Here is an 18,236-nt window from a genome sequence, read left to right as displayed (position 1 = left end):
TAAAATCAAGCGGGTGCGATGCCTTTTCAACGCGGTGGCCGGTTTCTATTTGCCCCGTTTTGGTTTATGATTAGGCGTGTTGTGCGTTTGCAAAAAACGGTAACAAACAGAATCAGAATAAGAACCCCCGAAACCATTACAAAAAGGAAGTTTGAGATGTTAGAAGCCTACCGTGCCGCCGCTGCCGAACGCGAAGCCCAAGGCATTCCCGCCTTGCCGCTCACGGCCAAACAAACCGAAGAACTGGTCGAATTATTGAAAAACCCGCCGCAAGGCGAGGACGATTTTTTGGTGGAGCTCTTGTCGCACCGCGTACCGCCGGGCGTAGACGATGCCTCTAAAGTGAAGGCTTCTTTCCTGGCCGCCGTGGCCGAAGGCACAGCAACCAGCCCCTTGGTGTCGCCCGAATTGGCCACCAAACTATTGGGCACCATGCTGGGCGGCTACAACATCCATCCGCTGATTGAATTGCTCGACAACGAAAAGCTGGCACCCATCGCCGCCGAAGGCCTGAAACACACCTTGCTGATGTTTGATGCCTTTCACGATGTAGAAGAAAAAATGAAAGCGGGCAACCCGCACGCCAAAGCCGTGATTGAATCGTGGGCCGAGGCCGAATGGTTTACCAGCAAGCCCAAAGTGGCCGATAAAATCACCGTTACCGTGTTTAAAGTGACCGGCGAAACCAATACCGACGACCTCTCACCCGCCCCCGATGCTTGGAGCCGCCCCGACATTCCGCTGCACGCACTGGCCATGCTCAAAAATGCCCGCGAAGGCATCACCCCCGATGTGCCCGGCGAAATCGGCCCGATTAAATTACTGCAAGAGCTCAAAGCCAAAGGCAACCTGGTGGCTTATGTAGGCGATGTGGTGGGCACTGGCTCTTCACGCAAATCGGCCACCAACTCGGTGATTTGGCACACCGGTGAAGACATTCCCTTTGTGCCCAACAAACGCTTTGGCGGCGTGTGTCTGGGCGGCAAAATCGCCCCCATCTTCTTCAACACCCAAGAAGATTCCGGCGCCTTGCCGATTGAAGTAGACGTGTCTGCCTTGGATATGGGCGATGTGGTGGATATTTTCCCCTATGAAGGCAAAATTGTTAAAAACGGCAACACCGTGGCCGAGTTTGAGCTGAAATCACAAGTGCTGCTGGACGAAGTGCAAGCCGGTGGCCGTATCAATCTGATTATCGGTCGCGGCCTCACCGCCAAAGCACGCGAAACACTGGGCTTGCCCGCTTCCACCGAATTCCGCCTGCCCAAAGACCCAGCGGCCAGCAAAGCCGGTTTCTCGCTGGCGCAAAAAATGGTTGGCCGTGCTTGCGGGCTGCCTGAAGGCGAGGGCGTGCGCCCCGGCACTTATTGCGAGCCGAAAATGACCACCGTGGGCTCGCAAGACACCACCGGCCCGATGACGCGTGACGAGCTGAAAGACTTGGCCTGCTTGGGCTTCTCTGCCGACTTGGTGATGCAATCGTTTTGCCACACCGCTGCCTACCCGAAACCGGTAGACGTGCGCACCCATAAAGAGCTGCCTGAATTTATTTCTTCCCGCTCCGGCGTATCACTGCGCCCGGGCGACGGCGTAATCCACTCGTGGCTCAACCGCCTGTTGCTGCCCGACACCGTGGGCACCGGCGGCGATTCGCATACCCGTTTCCCCATCGGTATTTCTTTCCCGGCGGGCTCCGGCTTGGTGGCGTTTGCCGCTGCCACCGGCGTGATGCCGCTGGATATGCCCGAATCGGTGCTGGTGCGCTTCTCCGGCAAATTGCAGCCGGGCATCACTCTGCGCGATTTGGTTAACGCCATTCCCTTGTATGCCATCAAAGCCGGTTTGCTCACCGTGGCCAAAGCCGGTAAGAAAAACATCTTCTCTGGCCGTATTCTGGAAATCGAAGGCCTGCCGGACTTGAAAGTAGAGCAAGCGTTTGAATTGAGCGATGCTTCGGCCGAGCGCTCTGCCGCCGGTTGTACCGTGAAGCTCAATAAAGAGCCGATTGAGGAATACCTGAAATCCAATATCGTGTTGATGAAAAACATGATTGCCGACGGCTACGAAGACGCCCGCACCTTGCGCCGCCGCATCGAGAAAATGGAGCAATGGCTGGCCGCACCGAATCTGCTCGAAGGCGATGCCGATGCCGAATACGCCGCTGTAATCGACATCAATATGGACGACATCAAAGAGCCAATTCTGGCTTGCCCCAACGATCCGGACGATGTGAAATTCTTGAATGAAGTGGCTGGCACCAAAATCGACGAAGTCTTTATCGGTTCGTGCATGACCAACATCGGCCACTTCCGCGCTGCCGGCAAATTGCTGGAAGGCAAGTCAGATATTCCGGTACGCCTGTGGGTGGCGCCGCCCACCAAAATGGACGCCGAGCAATTGAGTGACGAAGGTTACTACGGCATTCTGGGTCGCGCCGGTGCGCGCATGGAAATGCCCGGCTGCTCTTTGTGCATGGGCAACCAAGCACAAGTGCGCGAAGGCGCCACCGTGGTATCCACTTCTACCCGCAACTTCCCCAACCGCTTGGGCAAAAACAGCAATGTTTACCTAAGCTCGGCAGAGCTGGCGGCTATTGCTTCCAAACTGGGTCACATTCCCAGCATTGAAGAGTATCAGGCCAATATCGGTATTATTAACCAGCAAGGTGCCGAAGTTTACCGCTACATGAACTTCAACGAGCTGGAAAACTACCAAAAAGTAGCGGAAAAAGTGGATGCTTAATCAGCTGATTAAGCCATAAACCGCAACACGCCGCATCAGCGCTGATGCGGCGTGTTTTTGATGACTTTAGCTAGGTGGCCAATCTGAAACCCTTTAAGATAAATAAGCAGGGGTGGGTGCGATAAATGGGATAAAGGGGGATGTTGCCGGATTTGGTGGGATGGGGAAATTGAAACAGTGTTGCACAGGGTGAAACAAATCGGACGGGCTATTTAGCCCGTTTTTTGTGGCTGTTATACGCCTTTGGCTAGGGATTTGAGGGCGATGTCGAGGATGGCTTCTTCGGCGCCGTGCTGGAGTTTGCCATCGCCTCTGATGGGTAGGTAGGGGCGTGCGGGGATGTTGCTGCCGGGGTGGTTGACGGATTTACGCACAATGCCGCCGAAGGCCAGCCCTTTTTTCTTTTTGGGGCGGATTTTATGGGCTTTGGTTTGGCCGCCAAGGTGGTGGATGGCGGCATAGGGCTTGTTGCTGCCGATGCGGGCGAAGCTGTTGCCGACTTTGGTGCTGATGTTGCCCGCAAGGCCGCCGTCTCTTTGCAGGGTTTTGCCGCCTTCATCGGCTGCGCGTTGGCTTTTCTTCCATGTGTCGCCACCCCAGCTCTCGTCTTCGAAGTTGTCTTCGGTGAGGGCAATAAGCTCTGTAGCAATACCGCGCATCATGGGGCGGTTGTCGGTGGCGTTTTTGAGTAGTTGGCCAAGCCCGCGTTTGAGGTCTTTTTCGTCTAAGCTGATTTCAAACATGGCTACCCTTTCAATAGCTTCTGCACCCACGCCAGCTGCTCGCCGGTGAGTGCATTCTTAAATTTGTCATTACCCATCATTTCTTTCAACGCCACCCGTGCAATATCAGGGTGGGCGGCTTGGGCTTTTTCTACGGCTACCGATGCCATGCGCGACAGCATGGCTTGGCCTTGGTTGCTGTTGAAGCCGGGGCTGGGGGCAACGAATTTGCCGCCCACGCGGATGCCGGTGCGTTGGGCATGGCGCTCTTCGCCGGTGTATTCGTTGCGACCGATGTCGACGGTTTGGGTTTCCAGCTCGGCGCGGGGCAATACGCGGCGCTGGCCGCGGGATTCGGACAGTGGCTTCACGCGGCAGCGGCAGCGGTAATCCAACGGCGGGTACATGGTGTTCCAGATGGGATCGGTGGCTTCGTAAACCCTGCCGTGCATCAGGCGGTGGGTGTCGCGGGTGCGGTTGTCGTTGACGGCTACATATTCCCAATACGGATGCGTGTCCAAGCTGTCCATCATCTCAACATAGCGCCCGGCCATATACGCCGATTGGGTGTTGGTGAGGTAGATGGTTTTTAAGCGGTGCGGGCTACCGAGCTGCACGGTTTGGGCTTCGCCGGTGTCGGGGTTGGCAACCTCTTTTTTGCCCCACCAGCCTTTGCTTTGCAGCACGGGGGTGAGCTCGGCTTGGAATTGAGCTAGGGTTTGGCCGTTGGCTAAGGCTTTGTTGATGGCGCGGTAGATGTCGTCGGCCACGTCCATGCCCGCGGTTTTGGCCACGGTGTGGGCGGTGGCGTGGGCGTCGTCGAGCATGTCTTGCCAATCCCAAGATACGGTTACGCCCTTCTGCTGCAAATAGGCCACGGCGGCTTCGGGCTGCATGCCGAATACGGCTTTGATGTCTTCGGGGTTCATGTTGCCAGCTCTCCGGCGGCTTCAACCCGCCCCACCAGCCCGGCCAGAAATATCAGCCGTGCCAGCTCATCTTGTAGTGCTTTGTCGTCCATATCGGGGTAGGCGTTAATCAGGCGGTCGAGCACGGTGTCGGTATCGGCACCGCCGCTTTGCAGGGCGTTGATTAAGGACCGGGTGAGTGCCTGGCCTTGTGCGTTCAGGCTGCCTGAAGCCAGTATCTCGGCGACGGTGTTATCCACCACGATGCCCGCATCGGCTGCGGTAATCGGCTCGGCAAAGCTGGCCAAATGTGACGACGTCGTCGCTTTTGCCGCCGCACCCACTTGCACGATGTCGTCGTCATCCAAGTTATAGGCCCGCTGCCAGTAGCTTTTGGATAGCTGCACGCCGCATTGGCTTAAAATTTGGTCGCGCTCGGCCAAGGTTTTGTCGCCCACTTCTTCGCTGTAGAGCACAAAGGCCGGGCGTGCCACGTTTTCACCAAAATTAAGGGTGCAAATCCATTCAATAAGCTGGTTCAGGCAGCCTTCAACGATACGACAATCGTTGTCGCGGATGTCGTCGGTAACTTCCAGCCCGGCCTTGGCGCTGGCGTGGTTGGTGTCTTTTTCGGTGGTTTGGTCTTGCCCGAGCAGGGCAATGGCGATTTCGCTACGGCAATAGCGGATAAAGCGGTCGTACACATCGGCACTGCCCTGTTTGCCTGCGGCTTCTTTGATTTCAACGCTGGAATCGTTGGGAATGGTGGCCACGGCATTACCAATCAGCTGCTCTAATGCATCTAATAGGCGGTTGGTGTCGGCATCGGTGTTGCTGCGCGGCTCTTGGGCGATAATCCACGGCGCACCGAATTTTTCCGCGAATTCTGCCCAGAATTTAAGGCCGCCGCGTTTGAATACGGTAGGCCAGTATACGGTGGCCAAATCGCCCATGCCGTAGGGGTTGGTATAGCTGGCATTGTGGGTGGGGCACAAGAATTTGTACGGCAACACCGGCTCGGCATCCATGCGGCCATCGCCGGTAAAGCACAATTCGCCCTCTGCATTGAATTGAAACCACTGCGGCGGCTTGGCAATCACGTCAGGCAGCCACAGGCTGCCGCGCTGCCATACCAATTCCAGCGGCTGGTAGCCATATAGGGTGGCGTCCAATATCTGGTTAATCAGGCGGTAGATATCCACCCCAGCAAAAAAATCTGCCAACGCGGCGGCCACGGCAGGCGGGGTGTCGGCATCGTCTAAACGCCACGCCATGCTGGTGACGGCGGATTTACGCCGGCGCACATGGCCGGCCACAATCGGGTCGCTCAATAAATCGCGGTATACGCTGATGTCGCGGCCTAGCTTCTTAAGCACGGCATCGGGATTGGGCAGCAGGCCGCCAAAGCCGCCCACGCCCCAAAACTGGCGTGCCACGGCAATATGGGCGGATAAATCGGCGGGGGTGATGCTGACTTGCCCGGCGATGGTTTTAAGTTTGAAATGGGGCTTGGCCACTTTAGTATCCTCTGGTTAATCTGCTGCGGCGACGTGTGGGGCGGCTGCTGACTTTAATCGGGCCTATATTCAATTCGCGGCTGGCATAGTGCGCCAGCACAAAGGCGATCCCGGCATCGCCGTGACGTTTGCGCCCGTCTTGGCCTTTTGTGCGGGTGGCGGGGATGCGCGGCACGCCGTTGATTAATTCAAATGTGCGCAGGTCGTTCAAGATGTCTTCATCTTTGGGCAGGCCGTCCAGCGTGCCGTCTTCCAGCGCTGCTTTAAATGGCGCGGTGTGGATGCGGTACCAGTTTTCAGACAGCATCACGGCTTCTACTACGCTCACCCCGAATGCGTCCTGCATGGCTTCGGCCAGTGCTTGGCCGTTGCCGCGGGCGTCCAACGCTGCACCACGCAGATTGGGCAGGCCGTGCAGTAGGTGCTTCATGATTTGCTCTTGCTGGGCAAACGGCATATTGCCCAGCTCCAATACAAACGGCGGTTTGAGTTGCAGTTTTTTTTGCTGCAATAGCGGCACCAGCACGGTGCGGTCGCCACTGCGGGCAAAGTCTTCGCCGACAAAGCTGGTGCGTGCTGGGTCGAGGCCGTCAAGCAGCGGCTGCAATACATCGGCAATCCAATCGGCTACTTCAGCCGCACGGCGCGGCTCGGGCAGCAAACCGAAGACATCGGTTTGGTCGTAGCGAATAACGGGTGTATAGGGGCTCATCCGGCTTTCAATCAGCGCCCGATTCAGCCAACGCCCGCCGCCGTTTTTGGGGATGCAGTCCAGCTCTTCACTGGCGTCTTCGCCGTAGAAATCACGGATTTCTTTACACCATACTGCCTCACCTTCGGGCGCCCACTCGCGCCCCAAGCGCAAGCAAATGCGGCGGTACAGGCCTTGTTCCACCGCTTCATCAAATGGGATGCGGTGGATGGAGTAAGGCTTTTTACCGGCGCGCACATCGGTAATCAGCTCATTAAACGGGTTGTCCACGCTATCGTGGGTGCTGATGATGTGCACTTGGCCACCCCACATCAGCAGTGCCATTGCTGCTTTAAGTAATTCGCCAAGTTGGTCGTGGAAGGCGGCTTCGTCAATAATGACGCGGCCTTGTTTGCCGCGCAGGTTGGACGGGCGGCTGGACAGTGCGGTGACGCGCCAGCCGGAAGCAAAACGGATAACAAAGGCCAAAATGGCCTGTTTGTCATCGCCCTCAACAAACACTTCCTCTGTTTCGGTGATTTCACCCGCAGCGAGGTTGTAAAACTTCGCCCAGTTGGCGCAGTCGCGGATAAATTCCAGCGCCATGTCTTTGTTGTAGCCGATATACCAGGCATCCATGCCGCTGCTGGATGCGGCCAGTAAGGCGGTGTCGGCGGCTTCGCCCCAGCTTAAGCCGATACGGCGCGACTTTTCGCACAGCTTTACCGGCGACTGATCCGCACACCATGCCTGCTGATACGGCAGCAGTGCCATTGGGGTGCGGTCTTCGGTTTGCTGTACCAAATCACTCATGATGCAATGCCTAAAATCTGTTTGCGGATGGCTTCGGCGGCTTCATCGCTCAAGCCGCCTTTTTTGGCCTGCTTGGCCACATCTTCGGCAGCGGCGGCCACCTTGGCTTTGACTTTGGCCTGATACTCTTTTAAGCGCGTGCTGGCGGAGATTAAACCGCTGATTTTGCGCGAGCCTTCGGCCATCATGCCGAAGCGGTCTATCGCGCCCAGCTCTTCAGACGGCATTTCACCTATCTGCACCAGTGCATCAAACAATTCGGTTTGCAGCATGGCCATTAAGGCTTCGCTGCGGGTGTCGCCCTCATCTGCTGCGCCCTCGGCAATCAGGCGGGCGGCTTCGGTGCTGGCTTTAATCGATGCAAAACGGCGCTCTACTTTTTGGCCATAACGATGTACGGCGCTGCGGCTGATTTGGTAGCCTTGCTCGTTGAGCCATTCGGTAAGCTCGCTGTAGTTGCCAAAGCCGGTGTCGGTAAGCCTGCGCTCCAAGGCATGGCGCACGGTGTCGGGCAGTAGGTCGATGCTGCTGCGCGGTGCCATTGCTAGCCCTCCCAATATTTTTCAGGGCGGGCAATACCGGGCTGGCAGTCAATGGTGTATTCGGCCAAGTCCACGCCCAAGCGGGTGAGGTCGGCATACCAAGCGCCACTGGGCTGTTTGACCAAGTCGATTAAGCGGCGGTCGGCCAGATAGTCTAGGTGCTGGCGCACTTCCACGGCGGTGGCGTCGGGGTAGATGCCGCGCACCACGTCGACAATAAAGCGCTCGTGCGCGGTAATCGGGCGGGCTTTGTCCAACATGCTGATGATTTGCCAGCGCATGCCTTCGCGGCGGATTTTTTGCATCATTTCTTGTGGCTCTCCATCTTGTAAATATCGCTCATGATGCCGTAGACGGCATCAATCTTGGCTTCCAGCTTGCTCTCGTTGCGGATATGGTCTTCGCGGCGCATATAGTCCAGCGGTAGCTGGCGCAGCAATTCGTTGTGGCTTTGCTCCACCATCTCCAGCTTGGCCTGCATTTTTTCCAGCAGGGCTAAGCGGTCGTCCAGTGCGGTTTTAAATTGGGCAAACAGGATTTTGCCGAAGCCGAAACACACGCCCAGAAAGGTGAGAAAAAAGCTCACCACTTGCCAAAATTCAATGTTGATGATGTTTGCGGTGTCGGCGCTCATTAAGGCCAGCCTTTCTCGGCATAGGTTTGGCACAGGATGCAGCGGGTGCAGCCGGGGGCGGCCTGCTGCCGTGCGGGTGGGATGGGCGCGCCGCAGTCTTCGCAGTAGCTGTAGCTTTGGCCGCCGTGTTGTTTGGCCGCTTGGCGTGCCAGTGCATCGTTTAACAGTGCCGCTTCGCATTGGGCGGCTTTATCGGCTATGTCCATTTAATCTGATTCTTTTGTTTGTTCTTGCGCGTCCAGCATGGCTTCAAATTCGGCGATATCAACGATATCCGGGTATTTTGTGCGCGTGTCTGCCAAAAATTGATTTATCTTTGCATCCACTTCGGCCGGGTTTTTAAATCCGCAGACCAGCCCGCCAATGCGCGATAAATGCGTGCCGGTGGTCTGCCAAATCACCACTTCTTTGCCCCGCCGCAGCCGCCGAATCTCAAACATAATAGTGGGCTGGCTTAGCTTATTCGTCACGCCCACCGCTCCGATACCACACCTGCCAGCCTTGCAGCTGTAGCGCCTGCTTGCCGCACCAAGCGCCGTAAACGGCGGCATGTGCCAGCAAGTGTTGCGGGCTGCCTGAAGCCGGAGCGGCAGGCTTGGGGTGAGCAGTGAGCAGCTCGGCAGCCACCGGCGGCAGCTTGGCTACCTCTACGGTTTTAATCGGGGTAGCCGAGGGCGCGGCGGTAGAGCCGCAGGCTGTCAGCACCCAAGCCGCTATGGCAATGGCCGCCGCTTGCTGCATCTTGTGCAATCGCATAAGGGATTTCCTTTTGTAACAGTGCCGCTTGGGCGTCTAAGGTTTGGGTGGCTTGCGCCAGCTTGCTGCTTTGGTGTTGGGCAAAGTCGTACCACTTTTGCTGCTGCTCCGCCGCTTCGGCCAGCTTGGCGCTGTATTGCTGCTCGGCTGCCAGTGCTTGCGCTGCATATTCCTGCCGCAGCGCCGCCAGCTGTGCTTCACCGGCGCGTTTGGCGCTGCTGTAGCCGCTATACCAGCTGCCGCCGGCCACCAGCATCGCCGCCACACACAAGCCCAGCGCTTGGTTGATGGGGCTGCTAATCCACATGGTGTTGCCCCTTATTGATTTCGGCCACTTGCGGCACCGCGGCAATGCCGCGCTTAATCAGCGCATAGCCGCCCACCATGCCGCCGTATGCCCACCACAGCCACTCCGGCGCTGCCGGGTGCAGGGCGAATTTAACCGTCATCGCCGCGGCGGCCACGTTTGCCCACAGCTTGGTATGCGAAATTTGGCCGCTGGCGGGGTTGGTAATCAGGCCGGAAAGCCATTGGATAAAGCGGATCATGGTTGCTGCTCCTGCTGCTGTTTCTGCTGCCATTTACAAAAAGCCCTGAATTGGGTTTTATTTTGCTGGATGGTGCGAATCGCCGTGCTGTACTTGTTGTACAGGTCGATAATGGCACCATAGGCCACAGAAGCCATAAAATAACCGGCAAACGAAGCAATCCCGACACCACCGATATTAGCCAATGTTTGCAGTGGCGACCAACCCCATAAATGGATGCCGCACCATAAATACAGGGGCAACCACAATACCCATAACAACACCCGTATATAATCGTTCATTGATATTTCTCTCTATGTTTGGTGGTTCTGTGGTGCCTGATTCCCGACACCTGAAACCTGACACCTGAATAGGTGGCCGCCTGAACCGATGCGCTGGCATTCTGGTGGTTCAGGCAGCCGTAAACTTAATCTTGGTTATCCGTTGCCGCGTGGCGCAGATTGGCCGCCACCCGCCGCACCCAGCCTTTGCCGAAGTGGGCAAATGTAGATAAGCGGGTATAAAAATCAATCCGCTCGGCATTAAAGCGCAGCAGCAGGTCGTTTTCAGGCAGCGTATTGATGGCGGCCAGGCTGATGTTGCCAATCACGCCGTCGTCTGCCACCCCGGCGGCCCGCTGCAACATCCGCGCCGCATTGCCGTAGCCGTGGTTGATACAGGCATCGAAAAACTGGAATGCCACACCCGGCGGCATTTCGGCGCAGCGGTAGCGCAGCCAAAAGGCGGTGCGGTAAATCTCCACCGCTTGGTTGCGCGTCATCGCCCGCATATTGCCGTGGTAGCCGTTGGCCTGCGCCGTGCGGCGGGTGACGCCCCAGTTGGTCTCACCGCCGGGGTCTCGCGGGTCGTTCACATAGCCGCCCTCGTGGGCGAGCACGCGGTCGATAAAAGTATAGAAATCAGACATAAATCCCCGCTATCAATGGTTGTTTAAAGTGCTTGCTGTGGATGCCATCTTAAGCACACCGCAGCAGCAGGTCTTTTAAACGGGTTTAATGATTGCAAAACAAAAATCCCGTTAACTGAATCGTAACGGGATTTTGCAGGGAGATGGGTTTGCGGTCTTTTAAAACGTTTTAAAAATTAATCATGCCAAGGCAGGCTTATTTGTTTAAAATTATGAGTGTATATTGAGTGTATATTTTGGAGATACGACAATGGCAACCCAGTCAACTATCGAATGGACTGAGCTTACATGGAACCCGACCACAGGTTGCACTAAAGTGTCACCCGGATGCAAAAACTGTTATGCCGAGGTTATGGCACGACGACTGGAGGCAATGGGTACACCCGGCTACGAACAAGGGTTTAAGTTGTCTTGCCATGAAAGTCGGTTAAGACAGCCAATGAACCGTAAAAAACCCACTGTTTATTTTGTAAACAGCATGAGTGATCTTTTTCATGAGGATATTCCGGATACCTTTCTGGATCAGGTTTTTGCCGTGATTGGGGCAACCCCCCAACACACATACCAAATTTTGACCAAGCGAGCCGAAAGGCTGCCAGAATATTTCAACTCCAGACCATGCCCCGAAAATGTATGGCTGGGCGTGTCTGTAGAAGATGTGAAATACGGTGTACCGAGAATTGATTATTTACGCATGGTTGATGCGTCTATCCGCTTCTTGTCTGTGGAGCCATTGCTGGAAGACTTGGGAGAAGTGAACCTAACCGATATTCACTGGGTAATTGTAGGCGGGGAGTCTGGTCATAAAGCCCGCCCCATGAAGCCGGAGTGGGTGATTAATATTAAAAAGCAGGCAGAAGCCTTTGGCTCGGCATTTTTCTTTAAACAATGGGGCGGATGGGGTGCAGATGGCGTAAAGCGCCATAAAAAAGCCAATGGTCGTGAGCTGCAAGGCCGCACTTGGAATGAGTACCCCATTGTTCAAATAGCTGATTAAAATAATGACCCCTGCCCAGTATCAACCGCAGTTTTCCAAAACTTGAGAGCTAAGTCATTTTTAGCCGCTAATAACAGCCAATATAAATGCTGATTTTTGGAGCCTGTTATTAAACGGACATCACTAGAAGAATAAACACCTGTACTTTCTATCAAATCTTTCCAACATTCAAATACCTGCTCGCGCTGGACTTGATTCCCTCTGGCTACATCAATACGCTGCCGCCATCCTGGAATAAATGAATCTAAGGAACTGTGTTCTTCTTTGCTAATGTATTTAGCCCCATTTCGTTGTAAGTCCATTTTGCTGATATGAACCAGCATATCTATGCGCTTTAGCGCAGAAAGTGTTTCAATAATATTAAAATCCAACGTTTCTAAATTGTATGGATCAAGAAATGCAAAGTGCAATGCATAAGCATTCAAACTATTCACAATTGTTTTTATGGTTTCCGTTGCACTACCCTGATAAATTTTTACGGGTGCACCCAGTGTCCGGAGACGCTGCTCAGCCGCCGCCAATCTTTCTTTGTCCAAGTCTCCAATCAACACTTGAGAAAATGGAGCGCCACCCGCTACACTTTTTTTCCAAGCAGCTACTGCGCCGCCATCAATATACTCATTTGTATTCTTGATTTTGCAAAGACCCGGCCCACAAAATGGATCGATATAAGTTGCGCCCGCCCCGTCCTCGCCTACAAATTTTTTTCGGACACCCCGAGATATATCAATATAACGATTGAGACAATCGTGTTTTTCTTTTGCCCACTCACCAACAATTTCTGCCGGCAAACCATCAGGTGCTTTAACCAATTCCCCCATATTTTCTTCCTCCATTTATTCAAATTGTTCAAACTACGTTGTTAATCCCCATGGCTTCAACTTTTGACCTTGCGCCTACAGGGCTGCCTGAAATCTTTAGGCAGCCTTAGCTCTTGCTCGATGAAGCAGATAGGATTACGGGCATTTTATCTCTAATCGTGATGCCATATTTTACGCCCCTGATATCCAGCATTTTTTCAACAACGTGCCCATCTTTACTGTCGGTATATTCCTGCATCGCATCAACCATCATATTGTTTAATTCTTGAATGACGGCCATTTCCTCACCATCTGCACTGGCCAGCAACACCAATGCACCATTGCCCAGCTGTAAATTATAGGCACCATTTTTTGTTACCGTAAATCTGGGGCTGATAACAGTAATCTTATCGGACTTAGCATCAATGGTGAGCGCTAAAACAAGGTTTTTGTCTAATTCAATAATGGCATTTTTTTCAGTAGCGCCTTCTTCTGCCAGCGGCCATTCGCCTGCTGAAATTTTATAAGGCAGGTCAAGCGCTTTAAATCCAGAATTGGCACGTAATCGGAAAGTGCCGAAGCCCATATTTAAATGGGCGGGTTTTTCGGCTTGTGCTTCTTTAACAGGCGGTGGTGGAGCTGGGGTTTTAACGGCAGATTCGCCGCCACAGGCGGCTAGGGTGAATAGAACTATTGAGATAAATAATGCTTTTTTCATGTTTTTCCCTGTGGTTAAAAATAGCCAGATAAGACAACCCACGCAGCGATAATAACCGCGAACCCAGTTAAAATTAGAGCAAGTTGAAATGCCCTTTTGTCATGTTCTTGCCGTGTTTTTGATGCATTGAAATTGTTTTCATAACTCTCTGAATTTGTATTCAATACCTGCGCTACCAATGGAGATGCAGAAATATTTTCTGAATCTGTGCGTATATTTGCTTGAGGTGATTCGTAATTTTCAAAATGTGCCCATACCGCTGCCAGTTGTTCTGGCGTCAGTAATTTGAACATCATGGTGCCATAATGCTTTTTAGTATAATTTTTGGCTTCTACACCTTGCTCATACGGCAAAGAGAGCAAGCTTTTAATCAAAAAAGACTGGCGCGTATCTGCTAGCTTGGCATCTATAAATTTTTGTATTTCTGCCATAACCTCGGGGTAACGGGTCGCCGCAATATCGCGAGTCTTGTTTACGCCAAACATGCATTTTAAATGGCGATAAACCTCTTTTGGTTCTGCGAATTGATATTGCTTTAGCTCTTCTATGCGCTCTTTAATGGTTTGCCATTGCAAGTTGGTTAGTGGTTGATTGTTTTGTTTTTCGTTGATATGTACCGTGGTTGCCTGAATCAATTGCTCTACATCCCCTTTGATTTTAAATTCCGTCAACTTTCTTTCTCCGTTGTTTGACTTTTGTATGCGTGATATTGGCATTATCGCCCGCCTGTATTTGCTGCCCTACATTGCCAGCAACAAAAGTTTGCACAGGTTGCGCCCCTTGCAACATAAATTGACGCACCTGTGGACTGGCAGCTCGAAACGCTGCCAGTAATTGCTGCTCTTCATTACTCAACTTGGTTTCGGAATATTGACCGGTCACGATGTACTGCACATCGGCGCCGACTTTTGCAATTTCGGCAAGGTAGCCGGCATCTGGTTTTCTCTCTGTTGTTTCGTAATTTTGCTGTGATCTGGATGTAATCATGCCCAACCCGGCAAATTGTGCCTGCGTAAATCCCAAGCGTTCTCGTTCTTGTTTTAGGCGGTTACTAATCACGAAAAAAAATTCCTAAAAATAGTTGCAACACGAACAAATATTCGTGTATAGTTATCCCATGTTCTTGCAAAGTATTTTGCCACAAACAAGGATTAAGGGATATGAAAAAAGTAAAGACACCGGAACAGGTTAAGACTGAGTTCCACAGTAAGGGCTGGACGTTTTCCAGTTGGGCGCGTGAGCACGGCTACCGTGAGCAAGAGGTATACCGGGTGCTGAATGGATTCTCCAAAGGTAAGTACGGCAAGGCACATGAGATTGCGGTAAAGCTGGGTTTGAAAGCTGCTGCATAGGAGCGAAGCAATGGCAATCAGCAAAAAAGGCATCCGGGTATTGCAGGTTTTTAAAGCGCTGGAAGCACACCCGATTATCGGGGTAAGCAATAAAGATATTGCCGACGGCTTGGGTATATCTCCGGTGCATGTGAGCCGCGACTTAGACGATTTAATGGCCGAGGGGCTGGTGCAAAAATTGGACAATGGCCACTACGCATACAGCATTAAAACCTTGCAGATTGCGGAGCGGTTTCGTCGGCAGCAGGAAAGCCTGCGCAATCGGGTGCATGAGATTGGTAGTCGGGTGGAAAACGGCAGCGTTTAAATTGAAAAGTGACGACGTCGTCACTTTTGGGGAGCTTGAAAATGAGCAATGACATTATCGAACACGAAGTTTTAACTCTGTCCAACAGCGCCGCCATACAAAGCGCAGCGGTGATGGAGCAATGGGGCAATAACGAAGTTTACAACGAAGAGCGTTGGGTTGAGCGAGCACGGCAGGCGGCGCGTAAAACTTTGGAAGGCATGTTTGAGCTTGGGCGCGCCTTAATTGTGTTGAAAGAACACACCGAACATGGCCGATTCCGTGACATTGCCGAAACGGAGCTGGGGCTGCATTACCGAGAAACAGCCCGGTTGATGAATGCCACCAAGCGCTTTGCCACACCGCAAATGCAAAAGGCCGCGCCCAAGCTGATGGACTTAGGTAAAAGCAAACTGCTGGAGCTACTGGTAGAAGAAGACGATACGCTGGCCGAGCTGGCCGACGGCGGCGAGCTGAACGGCCACACGCTAGACGATGTAGACCGCATGACCATTAAGGAGCTGCGCAACACGCTACGCACCGCCCGCGAAGACACCGAAGCCGCCCGCAAAGTATCGGCAGACAAAGACGCCAAAATCAACCGCCTGACCGAGCAGCTGGAAAAACAAAAAACCGCTAAAACCAAAGAGCCGGATGCGGCGGATGTGGGCAGCCATATCACTATGGTATTGGCCTCCACCGAAGTGGCCGCCCGCAGCCAAATCAGCCGCATCAAACCTTTGTTTGAAGAGCTGGTGGCGCATGGCGAAGCGGGCGGGTTCAACCACCGCCCGGTGATGGTGGGCTGCCTGAACCAGTTGATTGCCGATATCGAGCAGCTGCGCGGCTTGTTTGATTTGCCGGACGAGGTGCCGCAAGACGACATCGAGCCGGAATGGATGCAGGGGCGGGAGTAAGCCATGAGTGCGGTGCTGACACAAAGGCTGGTGGCGGTGGCAGGCAAGGTGGCGCAGCTGGGGCATGGTCAAAAAAGCGGCTATTTGCAGCAAGTGGCGGCAGAGTTGGGCATGTCGCGCGATAAGCTGTACCGCGAGCTTAAAAAGTGAGTGTGGCACCGGCACGCAAGCGCCGTGCCGATGCGGGCCGCAGCGCACTGACCCGCACCGAAGCGGAATACATCGGCAGCCTGATTCTGGAAACCATGCGTAAAAACGGCAAGCGTATGACTACGGTGGAAGAGGCGGTAAATATGCTGCGTGCCAACGGCTTGATTGAGGCAGAGACGAGTGGATAAGCAGACAGGGGAAGTGATTCAGTTGAGCAGCAGCACGGTGATTCGGGCGCTGCGCCAATATGGGCTGCATCCCGACCAATTGCTGGTGCCCGACCCGGTGAATGCGCTGCAAAGCCTGCACCCCAACCATGTATGGCAAATCGATGCCAGCCTGTGCGTGCTGTTTTACCTGCCCAAAGGCACGGAGGGAAGGATGACACGGGTTTGCGGATGATGGAATCGGATAAGTTTTACAAAAACAAACCCAAAAACCTTGAGCGCATTGTGCTGGATAGGGTGTGGCGCTATGTGGTAACCGACCACACTTCAGGCAGCCTGTTTGTTTGGTATGTGTTTGGCGGCGAGAACTCTGAAAATTTGTGCGAGACCTTTATTCAGGCCATGCAGCCGAAAAGCAACCGTGCTGAAAACCCGTTTTGCGGGGTGCCTAAGCTGGTGATGCTCGACCCCGGAAGTGCCAATACCGGCCACAGTTTTAAGTATTTATGCCAACAGCTTGGAGTGCATGTGCAGATTAACAAACCGGGCAACCCGCGCAGCAAAGGCCAAGTGGAAAACGGCAATAATTTAGTGGAGATATTTTTGAAGCCAAGTTAAGCCTGCGCCGGGTGAATGATATTACTGCACTGCAACGCTGGGCTGATTATTGGATGGTGTATTTCAACAGCCACCGCAAACACAGCCGCCATGAAATGTCGCGCTTTTCGGCCTGGCAGAAAATCCGCCCGGAAGAATTGATTTTGCCGCCGCCTGCCGATTACTGCCGCGAGCTGGTATTAAGCCGCCCGGAAACGCGCAAGGTGCAGGATAACTTGACCATCAGCTTTGAGGGTCGGAATTTTGATGTGAGTGTTATACCGGCTTTAAGCCCGCGCGAAAGTGTGGTGGTGGCTAAGAACCCTTGGCAGCCGGGTGCGGTGAGGGTGCAGCGCTTCGATGAAAACGGCAGGGAGTGCTGGATTGCGGTGCCGGAAGTGGTGGTTAACCAGTGGGGTTTCCATGCTAACGCCGCGATTATCGGGCAGGAATACAAGGCGCACGCCGACACCCCGGCGCAAACCAATAAAAAGGCACTGGAAATGCTGGCGATGGGCGCGGATACCTTGGAAGCGGCGGCCAAAAAGCGCAAACAGAAAGCCCTGCCGTTTGACGGGCGCATCAATCCTTTTGCCCATCAAGAGCAGGCGCTTGCCGCCAATAAGGTGATGTACCTCACCCGCGAAGGCCAGCAGATGGACTACAACAAAATGGAAGTGGCCGAGCAGGTGTTGAGCCCGACCGAGGCGGCCAAAATACTCAAGCCGCAGCTTGAAGCGGCCGGCGGCGAGTGGGCCGGTGCAATGGCCTTGATCCAGAAAACACTGGCCGCAGGGTATCCCCGCCTGCGAGTTGGATGCCTTGTTGGGGCAGTTGGTGAGCAGGGGCAAATTGAAACTGGTAAAAGGAGCTTAGAAAATGACATTAAATATGACAGGCAAGCAGCTGTTCATTATTCGGGAAGATAGCCTGATGGATGATTATGAAGTGCAAGTTGCCATTGATTTTGATTTCCGCAGGTAAAGGAAAAAATCAAAGAAATGTCTGTGTTTTGGTCGGGACATCCAAAGGAATCGGCTCCGCTTGAAGAGCATTTGGATTTCCTGCTCCGCCTGATTGCATCGGATGTTTTCTATTTGAAAATCGGAGAGGGGTACAACGACTATGGCGTAGCCAGAGAATTTGCCGGACGCGTACGCTACTACCCTTTGGACGGCACTCACGGCATTTTGGTGAAAACATCATTTTTCCCCGAAGTCGGTATGGATTCCTTCAGGATAGCGGAGCAAAAAGCCTATAACGGTGCTTTTGAAGTTCTACCGCCCAAATGGTGAGCATGATGGAGCAGACATTTAAACAAATCGGCAAATCCTATGCCGTGGCCGCTGCCGAAATCGGTTGCAGCAAGCCCACGCTGGTGGGGGTGGTGAAACATTCCCGCTGGCCGAAAAAACGCAGCAGCGCTGCATGAAAACTTGAAAGTCTTTTTAAACAAAATGGTGCGGACATTC

Annotated in this window: 30 protein-coding genes; 12 read left to right on the top strand and 18 right to left on the bottom strand. The window is 53.6% G+C overall.

What is annotated here, in order from left to right; all coding sequences use genetic code 11:
• The first annotated feature begins 156 nt into the window (after window positions 1-156).
• Window positions 157-2,742 carry a bifunctional aconitate hydratase 2/2-methylisocitrate dehydratase gene (acnB, locus tag JQU52_RS10310; RefSeq protein WP_230338403.1) on the top strand — a complete coding sequence of 862 codons (2,586 nt, stop codon included), beginning with the start codon at window positions 157-159 and terminating at the stop codon, window positions 2,740-2,742.
• Window positions 2,743-2,975: 233 nt separating this feature from the next.
• On the opposite strand, the gene JQU52_RS10305 is transcribed toward acnB, so the two are convergent.
• The 14 genes from JQU52_RS10305 to JQU52_RS10240 all read right to left on the bottom strand — a co-directional run bounded on the left by JQU52_RS10305 (window position 2,976) and on the right by JQU52_RS10240 (window position 10,780).
• Window positions 2,976-3,485 carry a phage virion morphogenesis protein gene (locus tag JQU52_RS10305; protein ID WP_230338402.1) on the bottom strand — a complete coding sequence of 170 codons (510 nt, stop codon included), beginning with the start codon at window positions 3,483-3,485 and terminating at the stop codon, window positions 2,976-2,978.
• A gap of 2 nt (window positions 3,486-3,487) precedes the next feature.
• The gene (locus JQU52_RS10300; protein WP_230338401.1) at window positions 3,488-4,393 is read right to left on the bottom strand and encodes a phage head morphogenesis protein; all 906 of its coding nucleotides are present in this window, start codon (window positions 4,391-4,393) and stop codon (window positions 3,488-3,490) included.
• Window positions 4,390-5,889: a DUF935 domain-containing protein gene (locus JQU52_RS10295; protein ID WP_230338400.1), complete on the bottom strand. Its 1,500-nt coding sequence runs from the start codon at window positions 5,887-5,889 to the stop codon at window positions 4,390-4,392. Before JQU52_RS10295 ends, JQU52_RS10300 begins: the two co-directional genes overlap by 4 nt.
• Before the next feature lies 1 nt (window position 5,890).
• Window positions 5,891-7,393 carry a terminase large subunit domain-containing protein gene (locus JQU52_RS10290; protein ID WP_230338399.1) on the bottom strand — a complete coding sequence of 501 codons (1,503 nt, stop codon included), beginning with the start codon at window positions 7,391-7,393 and terminating at the stop codon, window positions 5,891-5,893.
• Window positions 7,390-7,935, bottom strand: coding sequence for a DUF3486 family protein (locus JQU52_RS10285; RefSeq protein WP_230338398.1), 546 nt, complete (start codon window positions 7,933-7,935; stop codon window positions 7,390-7,392). The genes JQU52_RS10290 and JQU52_RS10285 overlap by 4 nt, the downstream gene beginning before the upstream one ends.
• A gap of 2 nt (window positions 7,936-7,937) precedes the next feature.
• Complete coding sequence (locus tag JQU52_RS10280; RefSeq protein ID WP_230338397.1) at window positions 7,938-8,243, bottom strand: hypothetical protein; 306 nt, start codon at window positions 8,241-8,243, stop codon at window positions 7,938-7,940.
• Complete coding sequence (locus JQU52_RS10275) at window positions 8,240-8,569, bottom strand: hypothetical protein (protein ID WP_230338396.1); 330 nt, start codon at window positions 8,567-8,569, stop codon at window positions 8,240-8,242. The genes JQU52_RS10280 and JQU52_RS10275 overlap by 4 nt, the downstream gene beginning before the upstream one ends.
• Window positions 8,569-8,775, bottom strand: a complete 207-nt coding sequence (locus JQU52_RS10270) for a TraR/DksA family transcriptional regulator (protein WP_230338395.1) — start codon at window positions 8,773-8,775, stop codon at window positions 8,569-8,571. The genes JQU52_RS10275 and JQU52_RS10270 overlap by 1 nt, the downstream gene beginning before the upstream one ends.
• Complete coding sequence (locus JQU52_RS10265) at window positions 8,776-9,009, bottom strand: hypothetical protein (RefSeq protein WP_230338394.1); 234 nt, start codon at window positions 9,007-9,009, stop codon at window positions 8,776-8,778.
• A gap of 19 nt (window positions 9,010-9,028) precedes the next feature.
• The gene (locus JQU52_RS10260) at window positions 9,029-9,274 is read right to left on the bottom strand and encodes a hypothetical protein (protein ID WP_230338393.1); all 246 of its coding nucleotides are present in this window, start codon (window positions 9,272-9,274) and stop codon (window positions 9,029-9,031) included.
• Window positions 9,225-9,632, bottom strand: a complete 408-nt coding sequence (locus JQU52_RS10255; protein WP_230338392.1) for a hypothetical protein — start codon at window positions 9,630-9,632, stop codon at window positions 9,225-9,227. The genes JQU52_RS10260 and JQU52_RS10255 overlap by 50 nt, the downstream gene beginning before the upstream one ends.
• Entirely contained in the window at window positions 9,622-9,906 is a 285-nt protein-coding gene (locus tag JQU52_RS10250) for a hypothetical protein (RefSeq protein ID WP_379061444.1), read from the bottom strand. Before JQU52_RS10250 ends, JQU52_RS10255 begins: the two co-directional genes overlap by 11 nt.
• Entirely contained in the window at window positions 9,870-10,154 is a 285-nt protein-coding gene (locus JQU52_RS10245) for a hypothetical protein (RefSeq protein WP_230338390.1), read from the bottom strand. The genes JQU52_RS10250 and JQU52_RS10245 overlap by 37 nt, the downstream gene beginning before the upstream one ends.
• A 125-nt stretch (window positions 10,155-10,279) precedes the next feature.
• Window positions 10,280-10,780, bottom strand: a complete 501-nt coding sequence (locus tag JQU52_RS10240) for a glycoside hydrolase family 108 protein (protein ID WP_230338389.1) — start codon at window positions 10,778-10,780, stop codon at window positions 10,280-10,282.
• A 250-nt stretch (window positions 10,781-11,030) separates the two neighbouring features.
• Between JQU52_RS10240 and JQU52_RS10235 the strand changes: the two genes are divergently transcribed.
• Window positions 11,031-11,777 (top strand): DUF5131 family protein, encoded by a 747-nt coding sequence (locus JQU52_RS10235; RefSeq protein WP_230338388.1) that lies wholly within the window; start codon window positions 11,031-11,033, stop codon window positions 11,775-11,777.
• Here the strand turns inward: JQU52_RS10235 and JQU52_RS10230 are convergent.
• The 4 genes from JQU52_RS10230 to JQU52_RS10215 form a co-directional block, all read right to left on the bottom strand.
• Window positions 11,774-12,613, bottom strand: a complete 840-nt coding sequence (locus JQU52_RS10230) for a three-Cys-motif partner protein TcmP (protein ID WP_230338387.1) — start codon at window positions 12,611-12,613, stop codon at window positions 11,774-11,776. The two genes, JQU52_RS10235 and JQU52_RS10230, sit on opposite strands and share 4 nt — an antisense overlap.
• Before the next feature lie 91 nt (window positions 12,614-12,704).
• Window positions 12,705-13,295: a hypothetical protein gene (locus JQU52_RS10225; RefSeq protein WP_230338386.1), complete on the bottom strand. Its 591-nt coding sequence runs from the start codon at window positions 13,293-13,295 to the stop codon at window positions 12,705-12,707.
• A gap of 14 nt (window positions 13,296-13,309) precedes the next feature.
• On the bottom strand, window positions 13,310-13,966 hold the full coding sequence (locus tag JQU52_RS10220) for a hypothetical protein (RefSeq protein ID WP_230338385.1): 657 nt from the start codon (window positions 13,964-13,966) through the stop codon (window positions 13,310-13,312).
• Complete coding sequence (locus tag JQU52_RS10215) at window positions 13,953-14,354, bottom strand: helix-turn-helix domain-containing protein (protein WP_230338384.1); 402 nt, start codon at window positions 14,352-14,354, stop codon at window positions 13,953-13,955. Before JQU52_RS10215 ends, JQU52_RS10220 begins: the two co-directional genes overlap by 14 nt.
• A 101-nt stretch (window positions 14,355-14,455) precedes the next feature.
• On the opposite strand from JQU52_RS10215, the gene JQU52_RS10210 reads away from it, so the two are divergent.
• The 10 genes from JQU52_RS10210 (at window position 14,456) to JQU52_RS14720 (ending at window position 18,196) form a co-directional block, all read left to right on the top strand.
• Window positions 14,456-14,647, top strand: a complete 192-nt coding sequence (locus JQU52_RS10210; protein ID WP_230338383.1) for a DNA-binding protein — start codon at window positions 14,456-14,458, stop codon at window positions 14,645-14,647.
• A gap of 10 nt (window positions 14,648-14,657) precedes the next feature.
• Window positions 14,658-14,954: a helix-turn-helix domain-containing protein gene (locus tag JQU52_RS10205; RefSeq protein ID WP_230338382.1), complete on the top strand. Its 297-nt coding sequence runs from the start codon at window positions 14,658-14,660 to the stop codon at window positions 14,952-14,954.
• Window positions 14,955-14,995: 41 nt separating this feature from the next.
• Window positions 14,996-15,850, top strand: a complete 855-nt coding sequence (locus tag JQU52_RS10200; RefSeq protein ID WP_230338381.1) for a hypothetical protein — start codon at window positions 14,996-14,998, stop codon at window positions 15,848-15,850.
• 3 nt (window positions 15,851-15,853) lie between these two features.
• The gene (locus tag JQU52_RS14800) at window positions 15,854-16,000 is read left to right on the top strand and encodes a hypothetical protein (RefSeq protein WP_328300357.1); all 147 of its coding nucleotides are present in this window, start codon (window positions 15,854-15,856) and stop codon (window positions 15,998-16,000) included.
• A 2-nt stretch (window positions 16,001-16,002) separates the two neighbouring features.
• A complete protein-coding gene (locus JQU52_RS14795) occupies window positions 16,003-16,188 on the top strand; it encodes a hypothetical protein (RefSeq protein ID WP_328300355.1) in 186 nt (61 codons plus the stop codon).
• Window positions 16,181-16,402: a hypothetical protein gene (locus JQU52_RS14790; protein ID WP_328300353.1), complete on the top strand. Its 222-nt coding sequence runs from the start codon at window positions 16,181-16,183 to the stop codon at window positions 16,400-16,402. Before JQU52_RS14795 ends, JQU52_RS14790 begins: the two co-directional genes overlap by 8 nt.
• Window positions 16,399-16,785 carry a hypothetical protein gene (locus JQU52_RS14785; RefSeq protein ID WP_328300351.1) on the top strand — a complete coding sequence of 129 codons (387 nt, stop codon included), beginning with the start codon at window positions 16,399-16,401 and terminating at the stop codon, window positions 16,783-16,785. Before JQU52_RS14790 ends, JQU52_RS14785 begins: the two co-directional genes overlap by 4 nt.
• 143 nt (window positions 16,786-16,928) lie before the next feature.
• Window positions 16,929-17,693, top strand: a complete 765-nt coding sequence (locus JQU52_RS14780) for a hypothetical protein (protein WP_328300349.1) — start codon at window positions 16,929-16,931, stop codon at window positions 17,691-17,693.
• A 72-nt stretch (window positions 17,694-17,765) separates the two neighbouring features.
• Complete coding sequence (locus tag JQU52_RS10190; RefSeq protein ID WP_230338380.1) at window positions 17,766-18,059, top strand: hypothetical protein; 294 nt, start codon at window positions 17,766-17,768, stop codon at window positions 18,057-18,059.
• A gap of 2 nt (window positions 18,060-18,061) precedes the next feature.
• Entirely contained in the window at window positions 18,062-18,196 is a 135-nt protein-coding gene (locus tag JQU52_RS14720; RefSeq protein WP_268866615.1) for a hypothetical protein, read from the top strand.
• The last annotated feature ends 40 nt before the right edge of the window (window positions 18,197-18,236 follow it).

Origin of the sequence: Paralysiella testudinis (genome assembly GCF_016894345.1) — a bacterium.
Lineage (GTDB): Bacteria > Pseudomonadota > Gammaproteobacteria > Burkholderiales > Neisseriaceae > Paralysiella > Paralysiella testudinis.
Note: the sequence above shows the minus strand (reverse complement) of the source record. Positions and strands in the feature narration are given on the sequence as shown.

Bases quoted from the DNA above. Each gene is read 5' to 3' on its own strand.
- acnB (WP_230338403.1), top strand. From the start codon at position 157: ATGTTAGAAGCCTACCGTGCCGCCGCTGCCGAACGCGAAGCCCAAGGC.
- JQU52_RS10305 (WP_230338402.1), bottom strand. From the start codon at position 3,485: ATGTTTGAAATCAGCTTAGACGAAAAAGACCTCAAACGCGGGCTTGGC.
- JQU52_RS10300 (WP_230338401.1), bottom strand. From the start codon at position 4,393: ATGAACCCCGAAGACATCAAAGCCGTATTCGGCATGCAGCCCGAAGCC.
- JQU52_RS10290 (WP_230338399.1), bottom strand. From the start codon at position 7,393: ATGAGTGATTTGGTACAGCAAACCGAAGACCGCACCCCAATGGCACTG.
- JQU52_RS10285 (WP_230338398.1), bottom strand. From the start codon at position 7,935: ATGGCACCGCGCAGCAGCATCGACCTACTGCCCGACACCGTGCGCCAT.
- JQU52_RS10280 (WP_230338397.1), bottom strand. From the start codon at position 8,243: ATGATGCAAAAAATCCGCCGCGAAGGCATGCGCTGGCAAATCATCAGC.
- JQU52_RS10275 (WP_230338396.1), bottom strand. From the start codon at position 8,569: ATGAGCGCCGACACCGCAAACATCATCAACATTGAATTTTGGCAAGTG.
- JQU52_RS10270 (WP_230338395.1), bottom strand. From the start codon at position 8,775: ATGGACATAGCCGATAAAGCCGCCCAATGCGAAGCGGCACTGTTAAAC.
- JQU52_RS10265 (WP_230338394.1), bottom strand. From the start codon at position 9,009: ATGTTTGAGATTCGGCGGCTGCGGCGGGGCAAAGAAGTGGTGATTTGG.
- JQU52_RS10255 (WP_230338392.1), bottom strand. From the start codon at position 9,632: ATGTGGATTAGCAGCCCCATCAACCAAGCGCTGGGCTTGTGTGTGGCG.
- JQU52_RS10250 (WP_379061444.1), bottom strand. From the start codon at position 9,906: ATGGCAGCAGAAACAGCAGCAGGAGCAGCAACCATGATCCGCTTTATC.
- JQU52_RS10245 (WP_230338390.1), bottom strand. From the start codon at position 10,154: ATGAACGATTATATACGGGTGTTGTTATGGGTATTGTGGTTGCCCCTG.
- JQU52_RS10240 (WP_230338389.1), bottom strand. From the start codon at position 10,780: ATGTCTGATTTCTATACTTTTATCGACCGCGTGCTCGCCCACGAGGGC.
- JQU52_RS10235 (WP_230338388.1), top strand. From the start codon at position 11,031: ATGGCAACCCAGTCAACTATCGAATGGACTGAGCTTACATGGAACCCG.
- JQU52_RS10230 (WP_230338387.1), bottom strand. From the start codon at position 12,613: ATGGAGGAAGAAAATATGGGGGAATTGGTTAAAGCACCTGATGGTTTG.
- JQU52_RS10225 (WP_230338386.1), bottom strand. From the start codon at position 13,295: ATGAAAAAAGCATTATTTATCTCAATAGTTCTATTCACCCTAGCCGCC.
- JQU52_RS10210 (WP_230338383.1), top strand. From the start codon at position 14,456: ATGAAAAAAGTAAAGACACCGGAACAGGTTAAGACTGAGTTCCACAGT.
- JQU52_RS10205 (WP_230338382.1), top strand. From the start codon at position 14,658: ATGGCAATCAGCAAAAAAGGCATCCGGGTATTGCAGGTTTTTAAAGCG.
- JQU52_RS10200 (WP_230338381.1), top strand. From the start codon at position 14,996: ATGAGCAATGACATTATCGAACACGAAGTTTTAACTCTGTCCAACAGC.
- JQU52_RS14800 (WP_328300357.1), top strand. From the start codon at position 15,854: ATGAGTGCGGTGCTGACACAAAGGCTGGTGGCGGTGGCAGGCAAGGTG.
- JQU52_RS14785 (WP_328300351.1), top strand. From the start codon at position 16,399: ATGATGGAATCGGATAAGTTTTACAAAAACAAACCCAAAAACCTTGAG.
- JQU52_RS10190 (WP_230338380.1), top strand. From the start codon at position 17,766: ATGTCTGTGTTTTGGTCGGGACATCCAAAGGAATCGGCTCCGCTTGAA.
- JQU52_RS14720 (WP_268866615.1), top strand. From the start codon at position 18,062: ATGATGGAGCAGACATTTAAACAAATCGGCAAATCCTATGCCGTGGCC.